This is a genomic window from Sphingomonas sp. UYAg733 (genome assembly GCF_054057355.1).
In genome coordinates, this window is sequence record NZ_JBSRZE010000007.1 from 62,673 (window position 1) to 76,627 (window position 13,955).

Here is a 13,955-nt window from a genome sequence, read left to right on the forward strand (position 1 = left end):
TCTCCCTTCATTCCGCCGCAAGGGCCGGTTTGGTTTCCTGGGTAACCGCGCGCGCGGGCAGGCCGATCTGGCCGACTACCTCGATCTGCGTGGTCGCCGAAAGTTCGTTGAATGCGAGCACCTTCAGGTCGAAAATGTCCGGTTCGATCAGGCGACGCATCGCCCGACGCACCTCGAACGACGTGACGATCGCCTGGGCCCGCGTGTCGTTCGCGGTCGCGACGATCGCGCGCACCAGATCGGCGGCGATTTCGGGTTGAACGGCGAGCCGCTCGATCCCGTCGACCATCCGCGTCGATTCGCGCACCATCGTCTCCAGCTCGGTCGTCACCATCAACGCGCGGAGCACGCCGGTGCCGGCAGTCGAATCGATCAGGTAACGTTTGAGCGAAATTCGGGTCAGGTCGGCGATTTGGGGCGCCTCGCGCTCCTGCGCCGCCGCCTCGGTCAAGCCCTCCAGCACGTCGCGCATATTGCGCAGCGGCACTTCTTCCTCCGCAAGGCGCCGCAGCACGTCGGCGATGCGCGCCGCCGGTACCGCGCGAACGGCTTCCTTGACGACCTCGGGATATTCGTCGCCGACGCGATTGAGCAGCGTGACCGCCTCCTGCACGCCAAGGAACCGCGCAAGGTTGCGGCGCAAGACCGCAAGTACACCGGCTTCGATCGCGGCGGGGGTCGCGCCGTCGCCGCCGCCGACCGGCACTTCGAAGGCGAGCAACTGCCAGCCCGGTTCGGCCGCGAGCGCAGGATAATGGATCGCGATCCGTGGCAGCGGCACGCCACTGCGATGCTGGAGCCGGTCGAGCATCGCCGCGAGCGTCTGCACCATCAAGCGCTCGTCATCGGGTGAAAGCTGCGGCCCCGCGATCTCGAGCAGCAGCGGCACGACCGGCTGCGGCGCGCTTGGTTCGGCGGTCAGCGCGAGCGGGCGTGGCGCTTCCTTGCCACGCGCGATGACGCGGCGCAGCGGTCCCGAATGGCGGATCATATACGGCTGAAGCCGGGGATGCAGCGCCGCCCCGGCGGTGAGCGAGCCCAAGCCGAGAACCAGGAACACCGCGACCGGGAAACCCGGCACCAGCGCTGCCAGAAAGCAGATCGCGCCGACGAAGATCAGCACGCGCGGATTGGCGATCAGCTGGCGATGGATCGCCTGGCCGAGATTGGCGTCGGTTTCCTCGTCGGTCGAACGAGTGACCATCAGGCCTGCCGCCATCGCGCCGAGCAGCGCCGGAATCTGTGCAACCAGTCCCTCGCCGATCGTCAGGATCGAGTATTTCGCGGTCGCATCGCCCAGCGTCATGCCCTGCTGCATCACACCGATCGCAAGGCCGCCGATCAGGTTGACGATTACAATCACGATCGACGCTATCGCGTCGCCCTTTACGAACTTCATCGCACCGTCGAGGCTGCCATGCAGCTTGCTTTCCAACTCAAGCGTCCGGCGGCGATGGCGCGCATCGTCCTTGTCGATCAGGCCGGAACGCAGGTCGCTGTCGATCGACAGCTGCTTGCCCGGCATCGAATCCAGGCTGAACCGCGCTGCCACTTCAGCCACGCGTTCGGCGCCCTTGGCGATCACGATGAATTGGACGATCGTGATGATCAGGAAGACGACAAGGCCCACGACGATGCTGCCGCCAGCGACCATCGTGCCGAAGGTCTGGATGATATGCCCGGCATGGCCCTGAGTCAGGATCATCCGCGTCGTCGCGATCGACAGCGCGAGCCGGAACAGCGTCGACACCAGCAGGATCGACGGGAAGGACGAGAAATCGAGTGGCCCGCGAATATAGAGCGTCGTCAGCAGCAGCAACATTCCGAACGTGATGTTGATACCGACCAGCGCGTCGATAAGCAGCGTCGGCATCGGCAGGATCATCAATGCGATGATCGCGACCATCCCGCCGACCAGAACAAGGTCGGCGATCCGTGACGAAATTCCCAGTTTCGGCACGACGTTGCTGCTGGCGAGGTAGCGCTCGACGCTCATCGCGGCTTACCGTGCAGCGCCGCGCGCGGCGGCATAACGGCCCATGACGGCCGCGACATAACCGCGTGTCTCGCGATAATGGGGAATTCCGCGCGCCTTGGCGACCGCGCCGGGGCCGGCATTATAAGCGGCGACCACCAGCGGCACATTGTTGCCAAGCCTGCCTTGCAATTGCTTCAGATAGGCCGCCCCCGTGCTGAGCGCGAGGACCGGGTCGTTGAGCATTGCGCGCGGATGGCGCACGCCAAGCCCGCGGGCGGTACCCGGCATTACCTGCATCAGGCCCAGCGCGCCCTTGTTGGAGATGGCGCCCGCCCGTCCGGCCGATTCGGTGTGAACGATCGACGCGAGCAGATGCGGATCGATGCGATAACGCTGCGCCACCGCCACCACCAGCGAATCGGTATGCGGACGCCCGGAAACCTGGACCGCACGCGCTGCCTTGGCGAGGCGTGCGCGGTAGCCCGGCATAGTCACCGATACAGTAGCAGGCATATCGGCGACCGTGGCTGCCCGATAGCCGGCCGCGCCGTCTCTGGGGCCGGAGGCATGTTTGCAGATCTGCACAGCTTCGGTGAAGCGGGCGCCGATCACCACGCCATCGCAGTCGGCAAATGCGGGTGTGGCGATTGCTGTTGCCGCGACTCCAGCCCCGACAAAAGATCGCCGCAGCCCGCGAATAATATTCTCTATCATCTTCCCGCTCCTTCTCTCTGTCCCTGATCAGGCACGTTGATTGGGCGTTCGATGTCGCGAGGGGGTCCTGCGAAACGGGTGAACTATTCCCGACTTTTCAAAGCTATGCCTTTCTTGTTACAGTTAGCACCCCTAAATCCTTCAACTCATCGCGAGTTTCGTACGACCTGTCCCGGTTAACAATCATTTCATCGTACAATAGATTTCGTTTCGGGTTCGAACTGAAGTCGGTAAACTGCCGATGATCGTCGAAATAAAACAGTACAACATCCAAATTGGTGACACTTTGAAGACAATAGCCTTGGCTGGTGGCGTTGACTTGCAAAGGGTCTTCTGAGAACCTTAAGGGAGTTTGGTACGCAAATGGGTCCTGCGATCGAACGGTGAGCGCTGTTTGCCGACGTGGCGTCGAGCATGTGCCTTTATTGGCGTGTGCCGGTGCAACGGGAGTACTACGTGGCGCAAAAAAATGATGGCGGCGACAAGACCGAACGGCCGACGCCAAAACGGCTGGCCGATGCGCGCAAGAAGGGCGATGTGGCGAAGTCGAAGGACGTCACCGCGACCGTGACGCTTCTGGTCTGGCTGATCGTCCTCATCTTCGGCGCGGGATTCGCCGCGACCCAAATCCTGGCCCTGTTCGACGAAGGTTTTGCGGCGGTTGCCAAAGGGGGCTCATTCGTCTCGGCCGCAGGCGCGCTTGGCGCCAGTGCGACTTTTGCGCTCATGACGATTACCGCCATTGCGCTGATTCCAGCCGCGATCGCCGGCGTCCTGTCCGAATTCCTGCAGGCGGGTGGCGTCTTCACCACCGAAAAGCTCAAGCCCGAACTCAGCAAGATGAATCCGGTCGAGGGCCTGAAGCGGATGTTCAGCATCGACAACCTAGTCGATCTTGCAAAGACCGTGGCCAAGGCGGTCCTGATCGTCTTCGTCGTCTGGCTCGTGCTGCGCGGGTCGCTCGCCGAGATCCTGGAAAAGACCGGTCCGACGCTGTTGCCGATCGGGGCAAGCGATGGCCGCTCGGCCGCGGCGGCGGTGCTGTCTTTTTCCGGCGGGCTGATCCGTACCACGCTGCTCTGGACCTTCGCGATCTTCCTGCTGATCGCGGTCGCCGACATGGCATGGCAACGCCACAGCTATATCAAGAAATTGCGCATGAGCATGCGCGACATCCGCGAAGAGGCGAAGAACAGTGAGGGCGACCCGCTGATCAAATCGAACCGTCGCCAGCTCCATGAGGAATGGGCGAACCAGAACGCGATTGGCGCGGCGCGCGGCGCCAGCGTGCTCGTGGTCAACCCGACCCACATCTCCATCGCACTCGACTATGATCCGGAGAGCTGCCCTGTGCCGGTGATGACCGCGCGGGGCGAAGGTCCGCTGGCCAAGGCCATGCGCCAGGCGGCCGAGGAAGCGGGCGTGCCGATTATCCGCCACGTCCCCGTGGCGCGCAAGCTCTACGAGGATGGCGGCATCGACGAGGTCATCCCGCGCGACATGTTCGATGCCATTGCCCAGATCGTCCTGTGGGCCGGCAAGATGCGCGAGCGCGGCGACCGTGCGGTCAACGACCTTGAGAGCGATGTGGAATTGGAGAGCGCATGATGGATTCGACGATCGGTACCGCCTTGTCGGGGCTTGTCGGCATGATCATCGCGCTCGCGATCGTGCTTGGCCTGGCCTGGATCTGCCTCAAGACGTTGCGCACCTGGCAGGACCGCGGAATGGGCATGCGCGACGGCGAGCCCGAACATCAACTGCGCTTTGTCCGCGCGCTTGCGGTCGGGCAGCGCGAACGGTTGTTGCTGGTCGAGGCCGAGGGTGAGCTGATGCTGATCGGCGTGGCCTCCGGATCGGTCAGGTTGCTCCGTAACTGGGGTGCCGGCGCAAAACTGCTGCGCAGCGACGATGCTGTGCTCGAAGCGGGGAACGAGCCATGAGTGAACGCATACGCCCGCTCGGCGATGCGTTGCGCGCGGTCGATCCGGTACGCGCGCGGCTCCAAACTGACCTGATCGGTGCGCTGAATCGCCGCGAGATTCGCGGCCTTAACACCGTCGCGCGACTCGCGTCCGAGCGCGATCGTCGTGCCGCCACCGCATGGATCCAGTTCAGCACGCGCAGCCATGTGATCGCGATCGCGCCGCTGTTGATCGATGGCACGCTGGCGCGCGTGTCGGGCAAACAAGGCAAGCCCGATGCGGTCGGCGCTGCCGCCAGCTTGTCGCGGATCGAACCGCTGATCGCCGCACTGGAACTGGTGCTCGGGGACGAACTCCATCCTGCGGGGCTGGAGAGCGAGGTCGATCGCGGCGCCGTCCTGATCCGGCTCGATGCCAGCACTCCGGCAGGTGAGATGCGCAATCGCCTGCTCATTGCAATCCCGGTTGGTCTCAAACTCGCGCCGCTTGAACTCCCCACGATCCTCCCCGCCGCGATCGCCGGCCTCAAGCTGCGCTGGACCGCGCGGCTTGTCGGACCTTCGATCTCCGTCCGTCGCCTCGACGCGCTGGGCGTCGGCGACCTCGTTCTTCTCGGGCTCGGACCGCATGTTGCGCGCCTGACCTTGCCGGGGCGCAACGACCGTCCCCGCGTCCGTATCGACCCAACCGAAAGGGTTCTGATCTTGCAGGAAAATCTCGAGCATAACGATGCCGGCATCGCCGCTGGCGGGGAACCCGCACCCTCTCATTCCTATGACGGCGGGATCGCCGACATTCGCGTTCAGACCATCATCGAGATCGTCGGCGCCAGCCTGACCGCGACTGACCTCGCCACCCTCAGCCAGGGAAGCGTGCTGCCGCTGCCGCCGAACAACGGCACGATCGCGGTGCGCGTGATCGCCGGCGACACCGTGATCGGCGACGGCGAACTGGTCGCGATCGGTCGGGGTTTCGGCGTGCTGATGACAACGATCCTGCAGAACCGGGAAGGCTGACGCTCATGGATCTATCGACCTTCACGCCGGGTTCGGCGCTCGTCGTCGTGGTCGCACTGGCGATCGCCCCTTTCTTCGCGGTGATGGTGACGAGCTTCACCAAGATCGTGGTTACGCTCAGCCTGTTGCGCAATGCGCTCGGCCTTCAGCAGGTGCCGCCGAACATCGTGCTCAACGGCCTGTCGCTCATTCTCACGCTCTACGTGATGTACCCGGTCGGCCAGCAGATGCAGGAGGCGATCCGCGCCAATCCGCAACAACAACAGATGCAGGCCGCAGAGGGCGGGCCCAATGGCGGTATGCTGTCGTCGACCAACACGATGCTCAATGCGGTCGAGGCGGGCAAGGAGCCGTTGCGCGCGTTCCTGATCAAGCACAGCGACCCGCGCGAACGCGTCTTCTTCCTGAAAACGGCACAGCGCGTCGGCGATCCTAAGCGCGCATTGGAGATGACCGATCGCGACTTCATCGTCGCCATCCCAGCGTTCGTGGTGAAGGAGCTGAGCCTCGCGTTTCAGATCGGCTTCCTGATCTTCCTGCCATTCCTCGTCATCGATCTCGTCATATCCAACATCCTGCTCGCGATGGGCATGATGATGCTCTCGCCGACGACGATCTCCTTGCCGTTCAAGCTGTTGTTGTTCGTGCTCGTCGATGGCTGGGTGAAGCTCGCCCACGGTCTTGTGCTGAGCTATGTTTGAGGGATTGATCGAAAATTCGCGAAAGAGCGAATTTAGGGCGGTGCCAGCCCGCTCCCCCACCCGGCCACCCATTCAGGATAGGTTGTGGGTGGCCGGGTGGGGGAGCGGGCTGGCATCGCCGAAATGCGCCTCGGCGCATTTTCAAACAGACTCTGAGGGGCGGCAACGATGAACGGCGATTTCGTCAGCCTCACCAATGATGCGCTGTGGCTTGTGCTGATTCTGTCGGCACCGCCGATCATCGTCGCGTCGGTCGCCGGCCTGCTCGTCGCGATCGTCCAGGCGGCGACGCAGATCCAGGAACAGACGCTGCAATATACGGTCAAATTCTTCGCGATCGTGATCACCCTGTTCGTGACCGCGGCCTTGCTCGCCTCGTCGCTCTATCGTTTTAGCGATCGTATCTTCACCGAATTCCCGGCGCTGATCCGGCGATGAGCGGCTGGGCCGATCAAATGCTGCTGCTCGGCGTCGGCACCGCGCGCACCGCAACCGCTTTCCTGATGCTACCGATCTTCGCCAGCGAGACGGTACCGGCGCTGGTGCGCAATTCGATCTTCATCTCGTTGGGTATCGTCAGCCTCGCGATACAACCGCCACTCGAACTGACTCAACTCGGCGCGACCGACTGGGTGCCGATCTTCGCCAAGGAGGCGTTCGTCGGGCTGCTCATCGGCTTCTTTTTCGGTTCGGTGCTCTGGGCGCTCGAGGCAGCCGGACAGATCATCGATACCAAGGTCGGCTCCAGCCTCGCGCAAGTGGTCGATCCGCTGTCCGGCCATCAGACCTCACTCAATGGTGCGTTTCTCGGCCGGCTCGCCAATATCGTCTTCATCTTTTCCGGCGGCCTGTCGTTGCTCGTCCAGGTCATCATGGAAAGCTATGCGCTGTGGCCGATCGCCTCGCCCGCGCCGGCGCTCGATCCGCGCGGGCTGATATTGTTTGAAGGCGAATTCGGACGGTTGATGGTCCTCGCTACGCTGTTCGCAGCGCCCGTGCTCACCGTCCTGTTCCTGATCGATCTCGCACTCGGCCTGATGAACCGCTTCGCTCAGCAGTTGAATGTCTTCACTTTGTCGCTGTCGATCAAATCGATCGCCGCGACCGCGATCATCCTGTTGTTGCTCGGGTCCTACATCGATGCGGTGATGCGCGATATCGTCAGCCGGCCGGGGGTGCTCATTGAATTGTTGCGTGGGCTTGGCGGGGTTTGAGCGAGACCGCGGCGATGACCGAGGACGAGCGCCTCGCGGCGATCGCCGAACTGCTGCGCAAGGCCGACGCGACGCCGGGTGCGGCCGCACCGATCGCGCTCGGCGAACACATCGTCGAGGCAGCGCGCGTGCCCAAGCGCCACCGTGAGGCGCTGCTCAAACTGACGCCGATGGAACTTACCTGCGTCCGCTTCCTCGGCTGGGGCCGATCGAACAGCGATATCGCATCCTTGCTGCTGATCTCCGAAAACACCGTCCGGGTCCATCTGTCCAACGTCGCCCGCAAGCTCGAACTCGACGGCATGCGCGAACTCGCCGCGCTTGCGGGGATGTTGTTCTACTCGGCCGACTGATGCGTCAGCCGAGCCCGCTCGGCCCCAGCCGCAACTGGGTCAGGTCGAACCCGAACGTCGCGCGCGCGCCGGCGTTCAGGTTGCTGCGCAATTGCCGCAACAATGCCGGTTTACCCTTGGCATTTTGCACCGCCTGGTCGGCGATCATTGCCTGCAACAGCATCGATTCGGCCATTTGCTGCTTTTCGGCGTTGCTCGTGCCGGCATAGCCGGGCGTGCTGCTGACCGCTCGCGCGAACTGGTCGCGCACCGCGCGGAAATCGCCCGGCTTGCTGTCGGTGCTGCCGCGTACGCCGTACCAGGCGGTCACCAGATAAAGCGCCATCGCATCGGGAACGCTGTTCGCGCGCAACCCGCTATGCGGCAGCTGCACGTTCATCTCCGCGATCAGGTCATGTTTGGCGAGCACGTCCTGCAGACCCTTGGCGCCCGCCGGGTCGACTTTCCGGATGCTCGCAACGAAGCGATCCATGTTGCGCTTTCGTACCGTTTTGTCGGGGCGAAAATTGAGCGCAGCGGGGTTGATCCGCGCCGGCCCGCGCGGTGTCGGGCGCAACATCTGCCGGAACCCGCCGCTGTTGCGAACGCTCGACACGCTGGACGAATCGCTGCCGCCCTGTGTCAGCGTATTGGTCAGCATTCCCATGTTGAATACGCCCTGCGCGGGCAGGCTCACCGGCAGCAGCGCGTACGCCGCTGCGGTGAGGCCAAGGAAAATACGGTTTCGCATCATCATCTCCCGTAACCATGTGCGCCATCGCACCAACGCATGAAGGGGGCCGGATATACCGACCCCCTCCTGTAATCAGGATGAATGTCCTGATCGAAGCGCCTTAGCCCTTGCGCGCCGAGTTCGCTTCCGCCTCGCCGATCGTCTTGATCGCGTTGGTCGCGGCGTTCATCAGAATACCGAATTCCTGGCTCTTGGCACCGAACTTTGCGGTCAGTGACGGCGTTTTGTCGGTGATCTGATCGGCCATCGAGCTCATCTCCCGGGCCATCTTGTCGAGCTTGCGGCCAAGCGCTTCGGCCAGCGCCATCAGCCAGCTCTGGCCCGAAGATTTGCCTTTGCCGCTGCGTGCGGACTTCGCGTCGTCGCCATCGGCCATACGCGAAACCATCTTGTCGAGCGCGTCCTGCAACTGCTGCGATGCATCGTCCCGGTCGGCCCGCGAAGCGTTGAACATCTCGCCAAAGCCCTCCGCTGCGTCTTGCATATTGCTAGCGGCGCCAGCGAAGTCGCCGTGCGAAGCAGCAAAGGCGCCCTGCGCCAGGTCGATCGATGACTGGGGCAGGCCGAGCATCTGGCCGATCTGCTGGATCGCCTGCTGGCCGATCGCCGAGGTCAGCTGACGTGCCGCCACAAAAGCCATGCCGCCAGGGCCAAGCGCCATCGGCGCGACCTGAGTGGCCAGGCGTGCGATGTTCAGGGGGTTGATGAAGCTCATGATAGTCTCCTCGCCATGTGCATCGGGCCGGAAGCGACCCCGCTAAAATCTGGCGGAAGGCCTGTCGGCCCGTCCGTCCCCATCGTTTCACCACATCGGCGGCCGCGATGCGCTCCGCGTTTCGACTAGATGACCTAGTCGAAGCGATTAGCCGCACCTGCGGGGCCGGCGAATAGTCGATGCGATTATGGCCCAGCGCATCCCGCGCGCGTACCTCTGCACGGGCGCAGCATAAGGAGAAGGCGCATGACCATTTCGATTGGCGCGAATACACCCCGTCTGGGCAAGCTCGCCGACGTGCAGATCGCCAGCCCGTCCGAAAAGCGCACCGACGACGCGTGCGCCGCGCAGAACAGCATGACCGAGACCTTGTCGCAGGGGATCGCGCGGCACCGCAGCGGTCTCGACCGGTTGCTCGATCAGCCGGGGCCGCTCGATCGCTTTGATCCTGCCCGGCCCGAAGACTAATCGTATCGATGATGGCGAATTCAGGTCCAAAGGCCCATCTCGTCGCTTCGTGGAGTAGGACGCAATCATGACGAGTATCGATCGCCTTTCCGGATCTTCGCCGCTTGCCGGGACCGCAGCAGCCACGGGCAGCGACGCAAGGTCGCTTGCCACCGGCGCGGTCGGCGAGATCGGCCACCGGGTTCTCGCCTGGGTGGATGCGAGCGCGCGCATGACATCGGCCGGCACCGGCGCATGGTCCGATGCGACGGGCCGCGCCAGCAGCTTCACGCCCGACAAAGGCGAGCTTCGCCGCGGTGGCGATGTCTATGACGTGCGCGGCATGGCGCGCGATATCGCCGGCGCAACCGGCGCGACACCCACGCAGGAAGGCGAGCTGCACCGAGCGCTGGAGGATTTCACGCGCGCATCGGTCGTTCAGCTCGCCGGCCTCGCCGGCGCATCGGGCGATCGCCAGATTGCGGGCGTCCGTTCGGCGCTCGACGTCGCGGCCGGCACCGACCTCGGTTCCGGGGTAGAGGGCGTGATCAATCGCCTCCAGGCCGCAACCGCACATCTTTCCGCGCTGAACGGATAGCCTGACGGAACGCCCCGACGGAACCGAATGCGAAGATATGCGATTCTAATCGCGTCACGGCCCAAGGAAATGATCATGCCCAAGCCGCTCGCATCAGCTTTCCTTGTCGCAGCAGCATTCTTGCCTGGGTTCGCCTCGGCACAGACCCGCGACGCCGCAATAGTCACATCCGGCAGCGAACAGGCCGTGAAGATCGGCAAGACAATCGTATCGCGGCCGTTCGGCGCTGAGCTGATCGATCGACTTGCCATCATCGGCACCTATCCGGCGGGCGGCGAACGCTTCTATCTTGTGCGTGGTCAAGGTGGGGGGGATTGCCCTACGCGCTACGTGGTCATCGTCACCCGCGGAGATGGCAATCCCCGGCCGACCGAGCCGTTCGGGACGTGCAGTACGAATGCGCGCGGGACAATCATCGGCGGGCAATTGCAGGTGACGATGGCCGGTGACGGGGCCGGCGAACCGCTGGTACGTTTCGCCTATGCCGACGGCGCGATGCATATGCTGGCCGGACGGCGCGGGGATCGTTCGCTCGCCGTCGCTCGTAACGCGCCGGTCGATACGTCGGTCTGCCGATCGCCCGCCGGCATCGATGCCGATGAACAGGCCGCGACCATTGCCGATTTCGAGCAGGGCTATCCCGAACAATATCGCAAGATTTCGTCCCTCAATCGCGCCGACATCGCGCCGGCCGACCTGCGATCGCTGGTCGTCGGACTTGCCTGCCTTGCGACATGGCCGGGTGCGCAGGAGGTCGTGCCGAAGCTGGCCACGCCGCTATTCGCGAGCAAACGCCACGGCGCTGCGGCATTCAGCACGCTCGACACGGTGAGCCGAGACGGCTTGTCGGGCGTCAACATGCGTGCCGCGACTCGCGTTTTCGGCGCCGAGATGAGTTATCGCGTCGCGCGGCGCGGCCCTCTCTAAGCGTTCCGATTAGCGACCGCGCGCGGCGGAGCGCCTAATGTCTTCCATCAACACGTGATGGAGCGAATCCGATGCCAGCCGTGAACCCAGTCCAGAGCAATCGCACTGCCCCCGGTGCCTCCGGCGACCAGGGCCATTTCGTCAAGACGGGTGAAAACCTGTCGCAGATCGCGCGCGAAAACGGCGTATCGCTTTCCGCGCTGGTCCGTGCCAATCCGCAGATCGTTCATCCGGATCTCATCCGACCCGGTCAGCACATAAACTTGCCATCGGGCGCGAGTGGCGCGGGTGGCGAGAGCTACCGGGTCGAACCGGGCGATACGTTATCGGCCATCGGCGAGCGGTTCGGCGTAAGCTGGCAAGCGATCGCGGCCGCCAACCATATCGCCAATCCCAATCTCATCCATCCCAACGATCAACTCGAAATCCCGGCCGCAGGTGCTGGCATGAGCACGGGCAATACCGGTGGCGTGGGAGGCGCGACGCCCGGCGGCTCGCCGGGGGGCGGGACCGGTAATGTCGCGCAGATCGCGGAGAAATATCTCGGTCAGGACGCATCGGCTCTGAAGGGCAATCGCGGCGACACGCTGCCGATGAACGCCAATGTTCCACCGGACGTGTGCTGTGCGAACTTCGTGTCCGCGGTGCTCACCGAAGCGGGCCAGCTGCCCGGCAATCTTCACACCGATTCGGTGGCGCAGCTGAACGACACGCTGCGCGCGCGGGGCTGGACCCCGGTATTGGCATCGGACGCGAAGCCCGGCGACGTGGTCATCATCCAGGGCGGCGGCGTGTCGCACACGGAGATCGTGTCGGGGCCGGGCAAGATGATCGGGTCGAACAATATCAACGCCGACGGCACCCAGGAAATTTCGCACAACAATCTCAGCTGGGCACTCCAGCATGGCGGCGTGATCCTGCGTGCGCCCGGTGGCACCAATAACGGGACAGCACCGGCCGGCGGCATTCAGGCACCGGGCGGCGCAACGCCAAGCGGCAGCGGTGACCAGAACGCGCGGATCGATCAGGCGATCGGCTATTTCGAAAGCCAGGGCTGGAGCCAGGCACAGGCGATCGGCATCGTCGCGAACCTCGACGCCGAAAGCGGGATGAGTCCCGGGATCGACCAGATCGGCGGCGGACCGGGCTATGGCCTCGCCCAATGGGAGGGCCCACGCCAGCGCGACTTCGCCGCCTGGGCCGGTCATGACATTCGCGGGTCGTCGTTCGCGGAACAGCTGCGCTTCGTGCAACATGAACTGACTCACAGCGAAAGCGGCGCGGGCAATGCCCTGCGTGGCGCGACCGACGCGCGCGGCGCGGCGCAGATCGTCACCCGGCAATATGAACGCCCCGCCGACACCAATGGCGAGGCTGCCCGTCGGGGAGACCGCGCGGCACAGATCGCCGCGAACCACTAGAATGGGATGATATAGGCTATTCGTCTCCGTCATCCCCGCTTTGCGGGGCCTGTGCCTAACACCTCGCGTCACCCGGACTTGTTCCGGGGTCCACCGAGCCGCAAGATCATAAGCTGTTGATTTCGAGGCACAGTGGAGCCTGGAACAAGTCCGGGGTGACGGTGAAACTCAGGTTCGTGCAGGCGTTTTGCGAAGATTCCGCCAAAGCGGAAATGACCATGGCGGGTTAGTCGGACGCCATCTTGCTCTAAATCAAAACAGGGCGGGCGGCGCGTCATAACGCGTCGCCCAATCGGCCCAGGCGACATCGGTCGGGCCGATCGCGTCGGCGACCACCACCCATAGATCGCCCTCGCGCCGCATCAATGCCGCATAGCGCCGCGACACCATGCCGTGTCGTGCGGCGTCGGCCTTGGGCGTCCCGGCATAATCGACCGGCGCGCCGCCGCGATCGGCCAATTGTGCCAGCAGGAATACCCAGTCCCCGATCCTGTTCAGCCGGTCGACCTGGAACAGGACGGGTTTGCCCAGCGCCTTGCTGACCGGCGCGCGCGCGACATCGAGCAAGGCCGTCCGTTCGGCGCCGACGACCGCAACGGGTTGTGCCGCAGTGGAGGCAATCATCGTCGCGATCTCCCAGAGCATGCCGGTTCTCCTGATATCATCGCATGATCTACGCGATGGCGTTCCGGTGTCGGCGCCTCGGGTCAGCCATGACCCGCAAGCGCCTCGATCTCGCGCCGCAGCGGCTCATGGGTGCTCGCCGCCTCGCCATCGATGCTCAGGTCGATCCGGCCGTCCTGGCCGGTGCGTGACCCGGCAAGGGTCATCTCCGCGCCATCCGCGCACTGGATCCGCAGCAACATGCGCATCTCGAAACGCGGCAGCGCCGCCGGCTCGAGCTTCAGGCCGCGCAACACCTGGTTAAGCTTCGCCAGGCGCGGATCGCCCTTGCCGATCTCCACAGCCGTGGAATGCTTGCCGATCGTCTCCGCGGTGATCGCGGCGCGCGTCATTACCGACTCGCCGACCAGGTTCAGCGTCGCCGCGCTAACATCGCACGCGGCCAGCTTATGTTGAGACATGCCTCTTCCTTTCGCCGCCTGGGAAACCGGCGCCAGCGACTGGATCGCGCCGATGCCGGCAACGAGCGCGGCGGTGGTTGCCGCGACTCTGAAGATCGTCACCCGTTTCATCGGGCGGATGATAGCCG

General features: G+C 64.2%; 17 protein-coding genes. 11 read left to right on the forward strand and 6 right to left on the reverse strand.

The annotated features are described in order from the left end of the window. Positions 1-7: 7 nt before the first annotated feature. Complete coding sequence (locus tag ACVWZA_RS13385; protein WP_457311730.1) at positions 8-1,996, reverse strand: FHIPEP family type III secretion protein; 1,989 nt, start codon at positions 1,994-1,996, stop codon at positions 8-10. A 6-nt stretch (positions 1,997-2,002) separates the two neighbouring features. Continuing rightward, the gene (locus tag ACVWZA_RS13390) at positions 2,003-2,692 is read right to left on the reverse strand and encodes a lytic transglycosylase domain-containing protein (protein WP_457311731.1); all 690 of its coding nucleotides are present in this window, start codon (positions 2,690-2,692) and stop codon (positions 2,003-2,005) included. 456 nt (positions 2,693-3,148) lie between these two features. On the opposite strand from ACVWZA_RS13390, the gene ACVWZA_RS13395 reads away from it, so the two are divergent. From ACVWZA_RS13395 to ACVWZA_RS13425, 7 genes are all read left to right on the forward strand, one after another. Then, entirely contained in the window at positions 3,149-4,300 is a 1,152-nt protein-coding gene (locus tag ACVWZA_RS13395) for an EscU/YscU/HrcU family type III secretion system export apparatus switch protein (protein ID WP_457311732.1), read from the forward strand. Next, positions 4,297-4,635, forward strand: a complete 339-nt coding sequence (locus tag ACVWZA_RS13400) for a FliO/MopB family protein (protein ID WP_457311733.1) — start codon at positions 4,297-4,299, stop codon at positions 4,633-4,635. Before ACVWZA_RS13395 ends, ACVWZA_RS13400 begins: the two co-directional genes overlap by 4 nt. Further along, positions 4,632-5,633: a FliM/FliN family flagellar motor switch protein gene (locus ACVWZA_RS13405; RefSeq protein ID WP_457311734.1), complete on the forward strand. Its 1,002-nt coding sequence runs from the start codon at positions 4,632-4,634 to the stop codon at positions 5,631-5,633. The genes ACVWZA_RS13400 and ACVWZA_RS13405 overlap by 4 nt, the downstream gene beginning before the upstream one ends. Positions 5,634-5,638: 5 nt before the next feature. Then, positions 5,639-6,334: a type III secretion system export apparatus subunit SctR gene (gene sctR, locus ACVWZA_RS13410; RefSeq protein WP_457311735.1), complete on the forward strand. Its 696-nt coding sequence runs from the start codon at positions 5,639-5,641 to the stop codon at positions 6,332-6,334. Positions 6,335-6,502: 168 nt separating this feature from the next. Then, a complete protein-coding gene (gene sctS / locus ACVWZA_RS13415) occupies positions 6,503-6,772 on the forward strand; it encodes a type III secretion system export apparatus subunit SctS (RefSeq protein WP_183110642.1) in 270 nt (89 codons plus the stop codon). Then, a complete protein-coding gene (gene sctT / locus ACVWZA_RS13420) occupies positions 6,769-7,548 on the forward strand; it encodes a type III secretion system export apparatus subunit SctT (RefSeq protein ID WP_457311736.1) in 780 nt (259 codons plus the stop codon). The genes sctS and sctT overlap by 4 nt, the downstream gene beginning before the upstream one ends. 14 nt (positions 7,549-7,562) lie before the next feature. Further along, positions 7,563-7,901, forward strand: a complete 339-nt coding sequence (locus ACVWZA_RS13425; RefSeq protein WP_457311737.1) for a LuxR C-terminal-related transcriptional regulator — start codon at positions 7,563-7,565, stop codon at positions 7,899-7,901. Positions 7,902-7,905: 4 nt separating this feature from the next. Here the strand turns inward: ACVWZA_RS13425 and ACVWZA_RS13430 are convergent, their stop codons facing one another. Together ACVWZA_RS13430 and ACVWZA_RS13435 are read right to left on the reverse strand one after the other, a co-directional pair. Continuing rightward, positions 7,906-8,631, reverse strand: a complete 726-nt coding sequence (locus ACVWZA_RS13430) for a DUF6683 family protein (RefSeq protein ID WP_457311738.1) — start codon at positions 8,629-8,631, stop codon at positions 7,906-7,908. A 103-nt stretch (positions 8,632-8,734) separates the two neighbouring features. Beyond that, positions 8,735-9,349, reverse strand: a complete 615-nt coding sequence (locus tag ACVWZA_RS13435) for a hypothetical protein (RefSeq protein ID WP_457311740.1) — start codon at positions 9,347-9,349, stop codon at positions 8,735-8,737. Positions 9,350-9,595: 246 nt separating this feature from the next. On the opposite strand from ACVWZA_RS13435, the gene ACVWZA_RS13440 reads away from it, so the two are divergent. From ACVWZA_RS13440 to ACVWZA_RS13455, 4 genes are all read left to right on the forward strand, one after another. Next, positions 9,596-9,817 carry a hypothetical protein gene (locus tag ACVWZA_RS13440; RefSeq protein WP_457311741.1) on the forward strand — a complete coding sequence of 74 codons (222 nt, stop codon included), beginning with the start codon at positions 9,596-9,598 and terminating at the stop codon, positions 9,815-9,817. Positions 9,818-9,884: 67 nt separating this feature from the next. Next, positions 9,885-10,394, forward strand: a complete 510-nt coding sequence (locus tag ACVWZA_RS13445) for a hypothetical protein (protein WP_457311742.1) — start codon at positions 9,885-9,887, stop codon at positions 10,392-10,394. A gap of 75 nt (positions 10,395-10,469) precedes the next feature. Next, on the forward strand, positions 10,470-11,321 hold the full coding sequence (locus tag ACVWZA_RS13450; protein ID WP_457311743.1) for a hypothetical protein: 852 nt from the start codon (positions 10,470-10,472) through the stop codon (positions 11,319-11,321). Positions 11,322-11,392: 71 nt separating this feature from the next. Then, a complete protein-coding gene (locus tag ACVWZA_RS13455) occupies positions 11,393-12,742 on the forward strand; it encodes a phage tail tip lysozyme (protein WP_457311744.1) in 1,350 nt (449 codons plus the stop codon). A gap of 252 nt (positions 12,743-12,994) precedes the next feature. On the opposite strand, the gene ACVWZA_RS13460 is transcribed toward ACVWZA_RS13455, so the two are convergent. Both ACVWZA_RS13460 and ACVWZA_RS13465 read right to left on the reverse strand, forming a co-directional pair. Further along, entirely contained in the window at positions 12,995-13,387 is a 393-nt protein-coding gene (locus tag ACVWZA_RS13460) for a hypothetical protein (protein WP_457311745.1), read from the reverse strand. A gap of 62 nt (positions 13,388-13,449) precedes the next feature. Further along, on the reverse strand, positions 13,450-13,929 hold the full coding sequence (locus ACVWZA_RS13465; RefSeq protein ID WP_457311746.1) for a hypothetical protein: 480 nt from the start codon (positions 13,927-13,929) through the stop codon (positions 13,450-13,452). Positions 13,930-13,955 lie beyond the last annotated feature (26 nt).